The organism is Chitinophaga sp. NPDC101104 (genome assembly GCF_050277495.1).
In the GTDB taxonomy this organism is placed as follows: Bacteria; Bacteroidota; Bacteroidia; order Chitinophagales; family Chitinophagaceae; genus Chitinophaga.
This window is the reverse complement of sequence record NZ_JBNNSF010000003.1, coordinates 96,280-111,979: the sequence shown is the minus strand read 5'-3', so window position 1 is coordinate 111,979 and position 15,700 is coordinate 96,280. Positions and strand designations below refer to the sequence as shown.

Annotated in this window: 15 protein-coding genes; 8 read left to right on the top strand and 7 right to left on the bottom strand. The window is 53.8% G+C overall.

The features are described from left to right. Positions 1 to 71: 71 nt before the first annotated feature. The 3 genes from ACQKLP_RS22300 to ACQKLP_RS22290 form a co-directional block, all read right to left on the bottom strand. Positions 72 to 2,897 carry an outer membrane beta-barrel protein gene (locus ACQKLP_RS22300; protein ID WP_427325185.1) on the bottom strand — a complete coding sequence of 942 codons (2,826 nt, stop codon included), beginning with the start codon at positions 2,895 to 2,897 and terminating at the stop codon, positions 72 to 74. A gap of 156 nt (positions 2,898 to 3,053) precedes the next feature. Next, positions 3,054 to 3,407: a hypothetical protein gene (locus ACQKLP_RS22295; protein ID WP_341841674.1), complete on the bottom strand. Its 354-nt coding sequence runs from the start codon at positions 3,405 to 3,407 to the stop codon at positions 3,054 to 3,056. Between the two features lie 106 nt (positions 3,408 to 3,513). After that, entirely contained in the window at positions 3,514 to 4,341 is an 828-nt protein-coding gene (locus tag ACQKLP_RS22290) for a UDP-2,3-diacylglucosamine diphosphatase (protein ID WP_427325184.1), read from the bottom strand. A gap of 216 nt (positions 4,342 to 4,557) precedes the next feature. Here ACQKLP_RS22290 and ACQKLP_RS22285 point away from each other — a divergent pair, with 216 nt between their 5' ends. The 8 genes from ACQKLP_RS22285 (at position 4,558) to ACQKLP_RS22250 (ending at position 11,245) form a co-directional block, all read left to right on the top strand. Next, positions 4,558 to 5,208, top strand: a complete 651-nt coding sequence (locus ACQKLP_RS22285; protein WP_427325183.1) for a DUF47 domain-containing protein — start codon at positions 4,558 to 4,560, stop codon at positions 5,206 to 5,208. A 19-nt stretch (positions 5,209 to 5,227) separates the two neighbouring features. Beyond that, positions 5,228 to 6,235, top strand: coding sequence for an inorganic phosphate transporter (locus ACQKLP_RS22280; RefSeq protein ID WP_341841676.1), 1,008 nt, complete (start codon positions 5,228 to 5,230; stop codon positions 6,233 to 6,235). 225 nt (positions 6,236 to 6,460) lie between these two features. Continuing rightward, the gene (rfbA, locus tag ACQKLP_RS22275) at positions 6,461 to 7,321 is read left to right on the top strand and encodes a glucose-1-phosphate thymidylyltransferase RfbA (RefSeq protein WP_427325182.1); all 861 of its coding nucleotides are present in this window, start codon (positions 6,461 to 6,463) and stop codon (positions 7,319 to 7,321) included. Between the two features lie 12 nt (positions 7,322 to 7,333). Next, complete coding sequence (galE, locus tag ACQKLP_RS22270) at positions 7,334 to 8,365, top strand: UDP-glucose 4-epimerase GalE (RefSeq protein ID WP_427325181.1); 1,032 nt, start codon at positions 7,334 to 7,336, stop codon at positions 8,363 to 8,365. A 42-nt stretch (positions 8,366 to 8,407) separates the two neighbouring features. Then, positions 8,408 to 9,370 (top strand): transketolase family protein, encoded by a 963-nt coding sequence (locus ACQKLP_RS22265; RefSeq protein WP_164714090.1) that lies wholly within the window; start codon positions 8,408 to 8,410, stop codon positions 9,368 to 9,370. A 149-nt stretch (positions 9,371 to 9,519) separates the two neighbouring features. After that, positions 9,520 to 10,071 carry an RNA polymerase sigma factor gene (locus ACQKLP_RS22260; RefSeq protein WP_341841679.1) on the top strand — a complete coding sequence of 184 codons (552 nt, stop codon included), beginning with the start codon at positions 9,520 to 9,522 and terminating at the stop codon, positions 10,069 to 10,071. A 39-nt stretch (positions 10,072 to 10,110) separates the two neighbouring features. Continuing rightward, positions 10,111 to 10,737, top strand: coding sequence for a hypothetical protein (locus ACQKLP_RS22255; RefSeq protein WP_427325180.1), 627 nt, complete (start codon positions 10,111 to 10,113; stop codon positions 10,735 to 10,737). A gap of 58 nt (positions 10,738 to 10,795) precedes the next feature. After that, entirely contained in the window at positions 10,796 to 11,245 is a 450-nt protein-coding gene (locus ACQKLP_RS22250; RefSeq protein ID WP_427325179.1) for a hypothetical protein, read from the top strand. Positions 11,246 to 11,278: 33 nt separating this feature from the next. Here ACQKLP_RS22250 and ACQKLP_RS22245 read toward each other — a convergent pair whose 3' ends face one another. Genes ACQKLP_RS22245 through mrdA form a run of 4 tightly spaced genes read right to left on the bottom strand, consistent with a single transcriptional unit; the run spans position 11,279 to position 15,671 of the window. After that, a complete protein-coding gene (locus ACQKLP_RS22245) occupies positions 11,279 to 11,623 on the bottom strand; it encodes a nuclear transport factor 2 family protein (RefSeq protein WP_341841682.1) in 345 nt (114 codons plus the stop codon). Further along, positions 11,620 to 12,372: an MBL fold metallo-hydrolase gene (locus ACQKLP_RS22240; RefSeq protein ID WP_427325178.1), complete on the bottom strand. Its 753-nt coding sequence runs from the start codon at positions 12,370 to 12,372 to the stop codon at positions 11,620 to 11,622. The genes ACQKLP_RS22245 and ACQKLP_RS22240 overlap by 4 nt, the downstream gene beginning before the upstream one ends. A gap of 23 nt (positions 12,373 to 12,395) precedes the next feature. Beyond that, positions 12,396 to 13,682, bottom strand: coding sequence for a rod shape-determining protein RodA (rodA, locus tag ACQKLP_RS22235; RefSeq protein ID WP_341841684.1), 1,287 nt, complete (start codon positions 13,680 to 13,682; stop codon positions 12,396 to 12,398). Positions 13,683 to 13,706: 24 nt separating this feature from the next. Next, positions 13,707 to 15,671, bottom strand: coding sequence for a penicillin-binding protein 2 (gene mrdA / locus ACQKLP_RS22230; protein WP_427325177.1), 1,965 nt, complete (start codon positions 15,669 to 15,671; stop codon positions 13,707 to 13,709). Positions 15,672 to 15,700: the final 29 nt, after the last annotated feature.

The window sequence follows — 15,700 nt, the reverse complement described above, 5'->3', positions numbered from 1 at the left end:
GCAGTGCAAAAGTGCCTTCGTAATGTTATGCGTACTTTAACACGGCGTTATGAAATTGTTACTGTATCGTCTTATTTATTCTTTCCCAAACCGAACTGGTAAGAGAATGTCAGCGAAACGTTCGTGCCGGGGCGCAGGGTGTTGATGATCTGGTCCACGTTCTTGTTGTACGCTTTCTTGTTGTCGTTGTTCTGATAGAAGATCAGCTTCTGGTTGAGCAGGTCGCTCACGTTCAGGCGCAGTTCCCCTTTCTTGTTCATGATCTTTTTGCCGATCTGGAGATCGACGAGGTCGCGGCCCTTTTCGTAGATGTGCTCATAACCCTGGAAGCCCACGAGGTACACGCGCTGGCCCATTTTGTTGTACAGTGCGCTGAACGACAGATCGGTGTCGGGATGCACGTATTGCACACCGGCGTTGATCAGGTAAGGGCTCTGGCCCTGCAGGCCGCGCTGCGACAACTGGTCGGGGGAAAGCCCCTGCAGATCTACGCTCGAGTGGATGTAAGAGAAGTTCGCGAATGCGGTGGTGTTGGCGAAGAAAGGTTCCTGTGACAGGAAGTCCAGCTTCTTGCGCACTTCCAGTTCAAAGCCGTAAGACTGTGCTTTAGACACGTTCTGGAACAGGATCTGGCGGCGGTTCGGCGTAGAGCTGGGGTCTACCACCTGCTCGATCGCGTCTTTAAAGTTCTTGAAGAACACGGAAGCCGTGATCGCCTCGCCAACGCCCGGGTACAGTTCGTAACGGAGGTCTCCGTTGGTGATGAGGCCGCGCTTCAGGTTCGGGTTACCGATCATGGAGCTGTAGGTCACGAAGTCGTAGAAGGAGAAGTAGCTCAGTTCGCGCAGCTCAGGACGGGAAACCGTTCTGCTGCCGCTGAGGCGGATATTCGATTTTTCGTTGAGCGCATAGGAAATGTTGGCGCTGGGCAACAGGTCGAAGAAAGTTACGTCCTGTTTCACACGCTTGCCGGAAGGGTCGGCGGTGCGGATGAACTGGTAGTAGGACTCACCACGGGCGCCCCAAACCACGCGCACTTTTTCACCGATCTTGTTGTCGAACTGAACATAACCGGCTACGAGGTCGGAAGTGGCGCTGTATTTGTCGGAGTTATTGGTGATCTCGTCGATACGCAGGCCGTTATCGTGTATGTTGGATTGTGCGAAGATCTCGCCGGGGCCCATTTTCACGATGCTTTGGTCGAACCCGGGCTTCACGCCAACATATCCGAGGATACGGGCTTCGAAATCACGCTGGCGGTATAATTTCTGTCCGCCTACCTTCACGCTTTGCTTCACGCCGGCGAGGTTGAACGGAACGGTCAGCGAACCTGTTCCGCCGATACCGTATTCATCCAGCGACGACCAGAAGCGGGAGATATTACGTGCCGCAGTATTCACGGGGATCATCGCTTTAAACTCGGCATCGCTTTGATCGTAATCGCGTTTGTAGGTCAGCACTTTCATGTCGGGCTGGTCGCGCTGGGTTTTGGAGTAGTTCAGGTTCCAGTCCAGTTTCCAGTCGCGTGCATTCAGTTTGTGGCTGCCTTCGAGCTGGGAGTTCATCATCGTTTTGATAGTGAGGTCCTGGCCATAGCTTTTCTGCACGCCGAGGATATCCCTGTTTTCGCCGGAGCGGAAAATGTAGTTGTTGTCGAGGATACGGTTGAAGATATTCTTGAACGAAATCTTGTTGTTGCGTTTCACGTACGTGAAGTTGGCGATGGCACCGAGGCTGGTGTTGTAGCGGTACATATCTTCCCCGAAGTTCAGCGTACGGTCTTTTCCGGACTCATAGTCCATACGTTCGCCTTTCTGGATATTCTCCGAATTGCGGTAGGTGACGCTGATGATGCTGCCGAAAGAACCATCTTTCTTCAGGCGGATGCGGTTGCCCCAGGTTACCTGGTAGTTCTGCGCAGGAAGGGCTTTGCCCTGGTTGGATACGGCCCAGTTGTTCTTGAAGTCGCGGGAAAGCGCGAGCTGATCGTTCAGGCCCAGTGCCACGTATTTGGCGCGGCTGGAGGGGAAGGATGCGGGTAATTTGCGCAGCCCGTCGTCGAACCCGAGCCAGTCGTTTTTACCGCGCTCCATGCTCTGGGTTTCCTTGAAAGTGGTCTGGCTGTTGTAGCCGAGGCCGATATTGAAGGAAAGGAAATTTTCGGTAGGGATATCTTTGGTATATACCTGTACAAGGCCACCGGCGAAGTCGGCGGGCATCTCGGGAGATGCGGTCTTGTTGATAACGATGTTATCGATCAGGTTGGAAGGAATGAGGTCGAAGGAGAAAGCCTTACGGTCCGGCTCGGTGCTGGGCAGCATGGCGTTGTTGATGGTGGCGGTATTGTAACGGTCGTTGAGGCCGCGTACGATAATATATTTGTTATCCTGGATGGATGCGCCGCTCACACGCTTGAGCACTTCGGAAGTATTGCGGTCCGGGCTGCGGCGGATGCTTTCGCCGGAGATGCCGCTGGAGATGCTGGGGTTGTTTTTCTGCGCAACGAAGAGGGCGTTGATGGTTTCCTGTTTGTAGGAACCGCGGATCACCACTTCCTGCAGGTCTTTGGATTTGGGCTCGTCCAGCGCGATGTCGAGGTTGGCGGTTTGCCCGGCCTTCACCACCACGTCTGCGATGGATTTGGTTTGGTAGCCCATGTATTTGAAATCGAGCGTATAAGTACCGGGAGCCACCTGGATGAGGTAGCGGCCTTCTACGTCGGTCACGGCGCCTTTTGAGGTATTCTGTACCATCACTGTCACACCGATCAGCAGTTCGCCCGTTTTCTTGTCAGTCAGTTTCCCGGTAATCTTCCCGGACCCGTCCTGCGCGAAAGAAGGAAGGCAGGCGATGCATAAAATCCCGATAATTTGTACAGCAGTAATAATGCGTTTCACGTATTTGTGTGTTGATTACGGCCGCAAAACTACCATGGTCGAATTATGCCAATGTTAAGCCAATATTACCAGAATGTTAATTGTTAAGTAATCATTAAAAAATCATTAACAGCGCTGAAAATGCGCGATGGATAAGGATTTCAGCCGAAAAGCCGGTTATATGGCGGGGTTTCCGCCCTGGCGCAGGAGCCATTCGATGGAGAGGTCGACGCCGCGGGCGGGTGGTTTTTCGGAACAAGGCGGCAGCTGGAACAGCCGGAGGCTTTTATTCATGAAGGGTTTGGAATCCTGGTTGCAGAGTTCGATGGAAAAATGGAATTTCTCTTCGACTTCTTCTTCGAACTCGCGGAGGCTGAGGGTTTCGTCTATAGGGAATTCGATCATGTCCTCTTCTTCGAGGCCGGCTTCGCGAAGGGTATTAAAACCGTTTGCCAGGGTATGACGGATATACACCGCGGCGTTGCAGTGGAGGAGCCGCTGTATCTGCATCTGTAACAGGGATATCGTCATGAGTGGGTGTAGCTTGAGCGTCTTCATCTAGTATTCGGATCGGTTACGCAAACTTATCCGTTCAGGGTTACCTGAATATTAAGCAAACGTTATAAATGTGTGAAAATTAACGTGTGAAGGAAATCGAACGGGCCACGGCGCTCCATTCGAGCTGCAGGGTTTCATCCTCTTCCTCCACCACGGGCGCTTTCTTTTCGGCGTGTCGGTACAGGCTCCACTGTCCTTCTGTGTACTCCAGGGCAGTGAGGCTCTCCACCCAGTCGCCCGAGTTGAGGTACGTCACCGTCCGCCCGTTCACCTGTTCTTCCCGGATCACGGGTTGGTGGATATGGCCGCAGCAGACGACGTCTATTTCCTTGTCCGCCGCAATTTCCACCACCGTTTGCTCGAAATCGGAGATGAATTTGACGGCCTGTTTCACGCCGGCTTTCACTTTCTGGGAGAAAGACATCTTTTCTCGGCCCATTTTCTCCAGCATATGGTTCACGAGGCGGTTGAGGATGATGAGGAGGTCGTACCCCTTTCCGCCGAGCTTGGCGAGCCATTTGGAGTTTTTCATGGTAACGTCGTACACGTCCCCATGGAAGAACCAGTGCTTCTTTCCGTCTACGTCCAGGATTAATTTGTTGTCTATCAGGAAGTTACCCAAACCGAACCCGGCATATTTGCGGAGGGCTTCGTCGTGGTTCCCGGTGAGGTAATAGACATCGGTGCCTTTGCCCATCATTTTGAGGATGCGGCGGATGACTTTGGTGTGGGATTTCGGGAAGTAGCGTTTGCTGAACTGCCAGATGTCGATGATATCGCCGTTGAGGATGAGGATCCTGGGCTGGATGGAGTCCAGGTATTGGGCGAGCTCTTTTGCGTGACAGCCGTAGATTCCGAGGTGGACGTCGGAAATGACTACAATATCCAGTGGTCGTTTGTCTGACATTTGTTGGTTTATGGGCGCTTTTTCAACTTTTTTACATAAAAAATGTTAGTTATATGATTGAGCTGAAAGGCGCCAGGATTCTATCACAAAGGAAAAATCGCTATATTACTTTCATATTAATTCAATGTTACCAAAACATTAATTCTCATTTTTTTCTGGCGCCATTTCTTTTAGAAAACTAATTTTGCGGCAAATTTTCAACAAACACAAACATTTATGGGAGGCTTTAATTCTATTGTGAAACTGTTCATGCCGAAAGACAGGGTGTTCTATTCACTTTTCGAAGATGTAGCGGCGAACCTGGTGGAAATGGGTAAAGTGCTGGTGGAGCTGGTGGAGACCAAGGACCCGGTGATCCGGAAAGATAAAGTAGTCCTGATCGAGCGGCTGGAGCACAAGAACGATGACCTGACGCATCGCATTTTCGTAGAATTGGGGCAGAACTTCATTACGCCTTTCGACCGGGAAGACATTCACTATCTCGCCTCTACGCTGGACGATGTGGCGGATTACATCCATGGTTCGGCCAAGCGTATCGACATGTACAAAGTGGTGGAAATCAACTCCAGTGTGCGCAAACTGGCTGATCTGATCAACCAGGGCGTGGCGGAGCTGGCCAAAGCGATCCCCGAGCTGCGCAACATGAACAATATGCGGGCGATCACGGATGCATGTGTGAAGATCAACAGCCTGGAGAACCATGCCGACGATATTTACGACCGTGCGATCGCGGATTTGTTCGAGCAGGAGAGCAATGCGGTGGAGCTGATCAAGATGCGCGAGATCTATCAGGCGCTGGAAATCGCTACCGACAAGTGCGAAGATTCCGCCAACGTGATAGAAACCATCATCATTAAATATGCGTAGCCGCTAATCCCGACAGCTCATGACATTTCTGGTAGTCATCATTATACTGGCATTTATATTCGATTACATAAACGGGTTCCACGATGCGGCCAATTCCATTGCCACGATCGTGTCCACCAAAGTACTGACGCCGTTCCAGGCGGTGCTGTGGGCCGCGCTCTTCAATTTTGCGGCGTTCTTCGTTTCCAAATACATTTACGGTGAGTTCAAGGTGGGCAATACCATCGCCAAATCCGTGTTCGAGGAATTCATTACCCTGAAGGTGATCTTTTCCGGACTGGTGGCGGCCATTACCTGGAACCTGCTGACCTGGTGGTACGGCATCCCGTCCAGCTCCTCCCACACGCTGATCGGCGGGTTTATCGGGGCGGCGGTAGCCAACGCACACGGGTCGTTCGCCGTGATCAACTTTTCCAAAGTATTGCCTACGGTGTATTTCATCGTGCTGGCGCCTTTCATCGGCATGGTGGTGGCATTCATCATTACCGTGTTCATCGTCAACGTTTCCAAACGGGCCAATCCGTACCGTGCGGAAAACTGGTTCAAGCGCCTGCAGCTGGTATCTTCCGCCGCATTCAGCCTTGGCCACGGTGGTAACGATGCGCAGAAGGTAATGGGCATCATCGCCGCGGCGATGGTGGCACATGGCAGCATCGGTCATTTGAAAGACGTGCCCGACTGGGTGCCGTTCGCCTGCTTCACGGCCATTGGCCTGGGTACGCTGAGCGGTGGCTGGAAGATCGTGAAAACGATGGGTACCCGCATCACCAAGGTGACGCCGCTGGAAGGGGTGAGCGCCGAAACGGCGGGTGCGATCACGCTGTACATGACCGAAAGCCTCGGTATCCCCGTGAGCACCACGCACACCATTACCGGTTCCATCATCGGGGTGGGCGCCACCAAACGCCTTTCGGCCGTGCGCTGGGGAGTGACAGTGAACCTCCTCTGGGCCTGGATCCTCACGATCCCCATCAGTGCGGCCCTGGCCGCGGTGGTGTTCTTCATCGTGAACTTCTTCGTGAAATAACATTTTCGGTCCCGAAATACAAAAGCCGCCTTCCCGGGCGGCTTTTTTTATGGCCCCGGCTTTATTTTCATGACAGTTCCGCATGACAAATCCCCGACCCAGCGGTGGCCGGGCCGCGCAAAACGGGCAAAGGTGCGTTAGATAATTGCATTAAATCCCAAAATATTAGGGGGAATCCATTTGGTTCGACTATTTTTGTGCCTCCAAAAACCTGATTTTTAAGCCATGAAAGGAATTATTCTGGCAGGGGGCTCCGGGACCCGGCTCCACCCCATCACCTACGCGATCAGCAAGCAGATCATGCCCGTTTATGATAAACCGATGATCTATTACCCCCTTTCCACCCTTATGCTGGCTGGGATCCGGGAAATTCTCATCATCAGTACCCCGCACGATCTCCCTGCCTTTCAACGCCTTTTCGGCGATGGCAGCCATATCGGGCTCCAGCTTTCCTATGCGGAACAGCCCGAGCCCAACGGCCTGGCACAGGCATTCGTCATCGGCCGGGAGTTTATCGGGAAAGATCCCGTGGCCCTGGTGCTCGGAGATAATATCTTTTACGGCGCAGGCCTCGGCGGCCAGCTGGCCAACAACACGTCCCCGAACGGCGGCATCGTGTACGCCTACCACGTGGCCGACCCCGAGCGTTACGGCGTGGTGGAGTTCGACAGCAACATGAAAGCCGTTTCCATCGAAGAAAAGCCGGCAAAGCCGAAATCCAGCTACGCAGTGCCCGGGCTTTACTTTTACGACAACGAGGTGGTGGAGATCGCCGCCAACCTGAAACCGAGCGCCCGCGGAGAATACGAGATCACGGACGTTAATAAGGTATACCTTGAAAAAGGCCGCCTGCAGGTGTCTATCCTCCCCCGCGGCACGGCCTGGCTCGATACCGGCACCTTCGATTCCCTCATGCAGGCCTCCCAGTTCGTGCAGGTGATCGAACAACGGCAAGACATCAAGATCGCCTGTATAGAGGAGATCGCCTGGCGGAAGGGCTTTATCGACAACGAACAGCTCCAAAAACTCGCGCAACCGCTGTTGAAAAGCGGTTACGGCGCATATTTGATGAATCTGATTAAATAAACGTTATTCTGTATGCAGAAAGTCCTTGTTACGGGCGGTTGCGGATACATAGGATCCCACACCATCGTAGATCTGATCAACAACGGCTTCGACGTGGTATCGGTCGACAGCAACATTCGCAGCTCCACAAAACTCCTGGAAGGTGTAGAAAAAATCACGGGCCGGAAGATCCGCAATTACAAAGTGGACCTTTGCAACCTGGAAGACACGAACGCAGTTTTCCACGAAAACCGCGACATTGTGGGCGTTATCCACTTCGCGGCCCTGAAAAGCGTCGGCGAATCAGTGAACGAGCCGCTGCTGTATTTCCAGAACAACCTGACTTCCCTTATCAACGTACTGAAATGCATCCGGGAATTCAACGTTCCCAACTTCGTGTTCTCCTCTTCCTGCTCCGTGTACGGCAACGCTACCGATCTGCCCGTGGTGGAAACCACCCCGCTCGGCGAGGCCCAGAGCCCCTACGCGCGCACCAAGCAGATGGGCGAACAGATGATCGAAGACTATAGCCGGGTGAACGCGACCAACAGCATCCTGCTGCGCTATTTCAACCCCGTAGGCGCGCATCCCTCCGCACTGATCGGCGAATTGCCCATCGGCAAACCCGATAACCTCGTGCCCGTGATCACGCAGACGGCCATCGGCAAAATCCCGAAACTGACCGTTTTCGGGACCAAATACAACACCCGCGACGGCTCCTGCATCCGCGATTACATCCATGTGATGGACATTGCCAACGCCCACACCAGGGCGCTGCAGTACCTCATCGAAAAACGCAACGCCGGCAACCTGGAAGTTTTCAACCTCGGTACCGGGAACGGTGTTACCGTGCTGGAAGCCATCCAGGCGTTCGAGAAAGTGTCGGGGATGAAGCTGAATTACGAACTGGGCCCCGAGCGCCCGGGAGACGTGATTGCCATCTACGCCAACAACAATAAGGCGAAGACCTTGCTGGGCTGGGACCCGCAGATCACCATCGAAGACTCGATCCGCACGGCCTGGCAATGGGAAGTTGCGCTGCGCGACCGTGTTTTACAGAATTAATTTATTTTATTTTCTAGCTTTGCGACACAAATTTCTGGCATTATGGTAAAAGACATACAAGTACTGAACGAGAAGGAAACCCGCGGCGGATTCGGCGAAGGGATCCTCGAAGCAGGCAGAAGGAACCCCAACGTGGTGGCCCTCACGGCAGACCTGGCCGGCTCCCTGAAACTGCAGGCGTTTATCAAGGAATTCCCCGACCGCTTCGTACAATGCGGCATCGCGGAAGCCAATATGATCGGTGTGGCCGCAGGTATGACCATCGGCGGCAAAATCCCCTACACTACCACTTTTGCCAACTTCTCCACCGGCCGCGTGTATGACCAGATCCGCCAGTCGGTCGCCTATTCCGGCAAAAACGTGAAAATCTGCGCATCCCACGCCGGCCTCACCCTCGGCGAAGACGGTGCTACCCACCAGATCCTCGAAGATATCGGGATGATGAAAATGCTCCCGGGCATGACCGTCATCGTTCCCTGCGATTTCAACCAGACCAAAGCCGCCACGATCGCCATCGCCGATTACGAAGGCCCCGTGTACCTGCGCTTCGGCCGCCCGAAATGGCCCAACTTTACGGCGGAAGACCAGGATTTCCAGATCGGGAAGGCCCAGATCCTCAACGAAGGCACCGATATCACCCTCTTTGCCTGCGGGCACCTCGTATGGAAGTGCGTGGAAGCCGGCCGCATCCTCGAAGAGAAAGGTTATAGCGTGGAACTCATCAATATCCACACCATCAAGCCGCTCGACGAAGCCGCCGTCATCAAATCCATCACCAAAACCGGCTGCGCCGTTACCGCCGAAGAGCATAACGTGCTCGGCGGCCTGGGAGATTCCATCGCGCAGGTAGCGGCCCGTCACAACCCCATTCCCATCGAATACATCGGCACCAACGATACCTTCGGGGAAAGCGGTTCGCCCAAAGACCTCCTGAAGAAATATGGCCTGGACACTCCCCAGATCGTAGCTGCGGCAGAGAAAGCCATCGCCCGTAAAAAGGGATAAAATTCATAGAAGCGTTAAACCTTCGGCGGAAAAAACCATCTTATAGGTGGTTTTTTCTGTTTTTACAGCAAACCCGGACCGCGGATTATGGTTATATTAGTCTAATATACCGCATGCTCCAACGGTAACCGCTCATTAGACAACCGCCTATGGCTGTAACGCAAGAAGATAAAGAATTACTGGCGCTATTCGGGCACCCGGACACCCGGGAGAAAGGTTTCACCCTCATCGTCAGGAAGTATCAGGAACGGCTCTACTGGCACATCCGCCGCCTCGTCATCGATCATGACGACGCGAACGACGTGCTGCAAAACGTGTTCATCAAAGTCTGGAAAAACCTCGACAATTTCCGGGAAGACGCGCGGCTTTACACCTGGCTCTACAAGATCGCCACCAACGAATGCCTCACGTTCCTCGACAGCCTCAAACGGAAAGCCGCCATTTCCCTGTCTGACGTGGAATCCGGCCTCAGCAACAAACTCCAGGCAGATCCCAATTACGATCCCGCAAAGATCGAATGGAAACTGCAAAACGCCATCCTCAGCCTGCCGGAAAAACAACGGACCGTATTCAGCTTACGATATTATGATGAAATGCCATACGAGGAAATGAGCCGCGTGCTCGACACCTCCGAAGGCGCCCTCAAAGCTTCGTATCATCATGCCGTCAAAAAAGTGGAAGAGTTCTTAAAAAATAATTGAAAATTAAACCATTCGCCTGCCGGTTGGTCTCAAATATATATGTCGCAAAAAGGAAAAGATATCGCTGATGAACTGAACCAGGTGGCTCCCCACCTGCCCGAAATGGGCGGGATGCCGGATTTTTACCTGCCGGACGACTATTTTGCGCAGTTCCCGAAACTTCTCCTCAAACGGATGCGGGAAATGGACGGGCACGACGAAGTAACGGAAGAACTGGAAGCCATCGCTCCCTCCCTCGCCCAACTGCCCCGCAAAACAGCCCCCTTCCACACGCCCCACGGGTATTTCGAAGGGCTCGACCGCGAAATGATCCAGGGCAGCGGCAACGAGCCCGTTACCAAAGTGGTCTCCATCAGCAAAAGGATCCGGCTGTTCAAACGCTGCCTCGCCGCCGCCGCCATCGCCGGCGTAGTGGTAGTTTCCGCCATCTGGGGCGCCAAAAAATGGACCGGCAGCTCCATCGACCGCGAGCTCGCGCAGATCAGCGACCAGGAAATCGTAGATTTTCTCCAGTTCCGGTCCGATGAGTTCGATGATGATAATATATTTGCGAACGTATCTTTCGAAGAAAGCATGCCTTCCGTGCTGCCGGAAGACCTGAGCAATGAAGAAATTGAAACCCTGCTGGAAGACAACCTCTTGCAGCAGACACAGTTAAATAATTGATAACCAGATGAAACGGATCAAGTTGATTGGGGTATTGTTCGGATTCATCCCCATTTTCATGCTATCGGCTTTAGCCGTGCGCTCGCAGGAAGCGCCAAAGGAATCGGGGGAAGATAAAGTGAAATCCCTCGAAATCCTCTATATCTCCCGCGAACTGGACCTCACACCCGAAGAAGCCCAGAAATTCTGGCCGGTCTACAAGCAATATTCGCATGAAGTGAATGAACTGATCTCCGAACGCCGGAAAAAATCGAAAGACCTCAAAACCAAACCGCGGACCGACGAAATGGCCAACGAAGCCCTCGACCGCGAGCTGGGTTTCGAGAAACGCATGCTCGACATCAAAACGAAATATAAAGGCGAGTTCCTCAAAGTACTGCCCCCCAAGAAAGTCTCCGGGCTTTACCGCGCGGAAAGGGAATTCCGCTCGATGATGATCCGCCAGCTCAAGGAGCGCCGCGAAAACCGGGCGATCAATAATCCAAAAGGAAACAAACACCGGCCATAAAAAAAGCCCTCCGATCTGGAGGGCTTTTCGTTTTTATTGTTCCTTGTAGTGGGCTCTCACTTCCTTCACCTTTCCATTTCCATCCACCACCATCATCTCCGCCGCGAGGCGGTTACCAACGCTTTGGTAATACAGCGTCACGGAATCCACGCTTTCGAGCACATGGTAGAGATCAAAGTGCAGCTCCGGATAAGCTACTAAAGCCCTTTCAAAATAGGCTCTCAGCGCGGCTTTACCGGTAATACGGCCTGAAGGGTCGTTGTTGATGCGCTTGATGAACGGCGAATAGAAAACGATGTCGTCGGCATAGTGTTCCATGATGGCGTCGAGGTCGTGGTTGTTCCACGCCTGCACCCAGGCTTCGGCTAAATGGTTCATATTTGGAATTTTGTTGTGGGTTGTTTCGTATCGTGATAAAACAAAAACGTCCAGTCGCCGGCCTTTCCGCGTTCCATATACTCCTGCCGCAACTCGCTCGCACGCTTGCCGTCGTAATCGTATTTGGCGACGAAGCGGCTCCGCATCTGGGAAATCTGCGGCGCTTCGTCTCCCCCGAAAAATACTTTGTCTTCCCCGTCGTCTATCAGGAAAACCTGGTGGTAAGGGCAATGCCCGCCCGACCATTCGTAATGGATATACCCGTCTATCGTGCCTTTCCCTTCGGTAAACACGACGTTGTCGCGCTGCGCGAGGAGGTCGAAATCTTCTTTGTGGTAGGATTTGCCGTCGTTCGCGAAGGCGTAATCCAGCTCGGGTCTGGACACGTAATAAGTGGCGTGGGGGAAGCTCAGGCTACGTTCGCCCGTGACGGGATCGGTGGAAATGACGCCGCCGGAATGGTCTTTATGCAGGTGGCTCATGAGCACCTTGGTCACTTCCATGGGATTGATCCCGTTATCGATGAGGTTTTGATGCAGTTGTAAAATACCGTCGGGATTGCGGAACCCCAGGCCCGTGTCCATCAACAGAATATCCCGGTCCGTTATCACGAGGAAAGGCTGGATCTCCACCAGCAACGAACCGGCAGGGCGGTCCCTGAGCTGGTCTTTCCGGTCATCGAAGGGTACAAATTGCTTGGTCCCGTCTACTGTAAAGCTTCCTTCCGAAAGCGGGATGATGCGTGCCATTATACAAATGTAACGAATATGCCTTATCGCAGTACCATCTGCCGGTCTGCATCGAGGCGCAGCATGATGAAGATGAGCATGGTGAACGTCATGAGCGACGAACCGCCGTAACTCACCAGTGGCAAGGGAATCCCGATCACCGGCGCCAGGCCGATGGTCATCATGATGTTGATGGCCAGGTGGAAAAAGATGATGGAAGCCACGCTATAGGCATAGACGCGACTGAAGGTACTTCGCTGCCTTTCGGCGATGAAAATGATCCGGAAGAGCAGGGACACATAAATCCCCAGGAATATGATGCTCCCGACAAAGCCGAAGTCTTCGCCGATGGTACAGAAAATGAAGTCGGTAGATTGTTCCGGCACGAAATCGAACCGGGTTTGGGTGCCTTTGAGGTACCCTTTCCCCCAGAACCCGCCCGAGCCGATGGCGATCATGGACTGGCGGGTGTTGTAAGTGGCCTTGGGGTCGTTTTCCTGCCCCAGCATCACATAAATACGGCGCACCTGGTAATCTTTCAGCACGTTGGTGAACACGAAAGGCACCACGTACATGACGAACGAGGCGCAGAACGCCCAGATGCCGATGATCAGCGCCAGGCGCGATTTGTTCCGTCTGATCTGGAAGCGGTTGAAATATACGACCAGCGCGGCTACGCCGGTGAAAATGTAAAGGAGGATGAACTTGTCGACCAGCAGGGCGCTCAACACCAGCACGATCCCCGAGAAAGCGATGACGAGCAGCACGCCGGGCAGCCCTTCACGGAACATCACGAGGAAGAAGGCGAAATACACGAGGGCAAGACCGGTTTCGTCCTGCAAAATGATGATCCCCAGCGGCACCAGCACCATGGCCACGGCGATGAGCCGTGATCGGAGCTTAGTGAAATCCGTTTCCATCGCCGATATATATTTCGCCAACGCCAATGCGGTACATAGTTTGGTGAATTCCGCCGGCTGGAACCGGAAACCGCCCAGTTCGAGCCACGAGTTCGAGCCCTTCACCCCCGTTCCTATGGCCAATACCACGAGCAGCAGCAAAATACCGAAGGCGTAGAAAAGATTGGCGGTGGCGGTGAAGAACTTGGAATCGGTGAGCCAGATACCTGTTGCCAGTACGATAGACACGCCAAACCACAATACCTGCCTGGCCCAGTTTTTATTCTGGTGCAGGAGGTTTTGGATCACCTGGTCGCCCTCCCGGTATTCTGCGGCGAATATCGCCAGGAAGCCGATGAATACCAGTGCGAGGTACATCCCGAGAACGGGCCAGTCGATGCCTGCGGTCAGTTTCGCTTGTGAGCGGTTCATGTTATCTATTTGCGCGTTATTTGCTTATTGTCCGAGAATTTTCCGCATGATCACGGCTCCTTCGGTACCAGCATAGTTGACGCTGTTGAGGGAGTCGAGTTTTGATTTATGCTTGATCTCCGAAGAGAACGTATTCGTTTCCAGCATTCTCTGCAAGATGGGCCTACGTTTCGCGGAAATGGTATCTGTCAGGTATTTTTCCATGAGGATGCTGGCGATGGGCACCGCGTAAGTTGCCCCGAATCCGGCGTTTTCCACTACAACGGCGATGGCGATCTTCGGATTGTCTTTGGGAGCAAACGCCACAAACAAAGAGTGGTCTTTCAGTTTCACCAATTTGCCGCCGACTACGGCATTATTCTCTGCCGTACCCGTTTTACCGCACACCGCGATGCCTTCGATTTGCGCACCGCGTGCCGTACCGCTGGTCACCACGTCGCCCATCCCGTCTACCACGGATTGGAAAGCCTCGGCGGAAATATGCGCCACGGAGTGTTTTTCCTTGTATTTTTTAAGCTTGTCGGAATTATCGTTGTCGATACTTTCCACGAAATGCGGGATGTAATACCATCCGCGGTTGGCGATGATACACATGGCATTGGCCATCTGCATCGGCGTGAGCGTTAATTGGCCCTGTCCCATGCCCACATACATTTCGGAGCAGGAGTTCCATACGCCACGGTACACCCGGTTCATGCGAGCCGTATCCGGCACAACACCGGCCGCTTCTGACGGAATGTCGACCCCGATCCTGCGGCCAAGGCCCATCGCCTTCAGGTATTCCACCCATTTGGCCTGCCCGTTCTTGGTACCGCCCCATTTTTTATTGTCGACCGACAGGCGGTAAACGTGCATGAAGTAGCTGTTGCAAGAGTTGGCCAGCGCCACCCGCATATTGGCGGCGTGCCCGGGGTTGCTGTGCGTGCAACGGGCAAAACGGCCGCAAAGTCCGTATCCGCCGTGGCAGGGGAAACCGAATTCCGGCCCGATGATGCCCTCGTCGAGCGCGATCAGTCCCGTGATCGGCTTAAAGGTGGAGCCGGGAGGATATGCAGATTGAATGGCGCGGTTCAGCATGGGTTTAACGGTATCCGTGAAGAGAATACCGAGGTTCTTTGCGCGATATGAACCGGACAACAGGTTCGGATCGAAAGTAGGGCCGCTTACCATGGTGAGGATGCCGCCGGTCTGGGGGTCGATCGCCACGATGGAACCGATCTTGCCGGCCATCATCTTTTCTCCCAGCACCTGCAACTCCATGTCCAGCGCCAGGCGGAGGTTTTTACCGGCGATGGCGGCCGTGTCGAAGATCCCCCCTTCCAGGGAACCCTGAGGCCTGTTGAGATTGTCTTTCACGAGGTATTGGATGCCGCGCTGCCCCATGAGCGTTTCCTCGTAAGTCCGCTCCAGCCCTGTCATCCCGATATAATCGCCCTGCTGGTAAGCACTGTATTTGCCGGTGGTATCGGCCAGCATGTTGGGCGAAATTTCGCTGATATACCCGAGGAAGTTGGCACCCACACCGTAAGGGTACGAGCGCACGGGCCGCTGCACCAGTTCGAATCCGGGCTGGAAGAGGTACATGCTTTCCTGGAGCTTGCCGTACATGTCGGGCGAAAGCAGGCTGGCGAATACCGACGGGCGGCGGGGCCCTTCGCGGTTCCGCGCCACCTGGATGCGGCGGTTGAATTCCTGCATGTCGATATTCAGGATTTCGCACATGTATGCCGTATCGATCCCTTTAACGTTGACGGGCGTCACCATGAGGTCGTACAGCGCCTCGTTGCGCATCACGGCGCGGCCATGGCGGTCGTACACGATGCCGCGGCTGGGATAGATCACCTTGCGGAGGTGGGCGTTGGCGTCTGCCAGTTTGGAATATTTCGTTTCCACGACCTGCAGGTAAAACAGTCTCGACACGATCACCAATACGGTGCCGAGCATGATGAACTGGATGACGCGCCTCCTGGACTGATTAAAAACGGACATGGCAGGTTCCTGGATTTATGACTTTTATG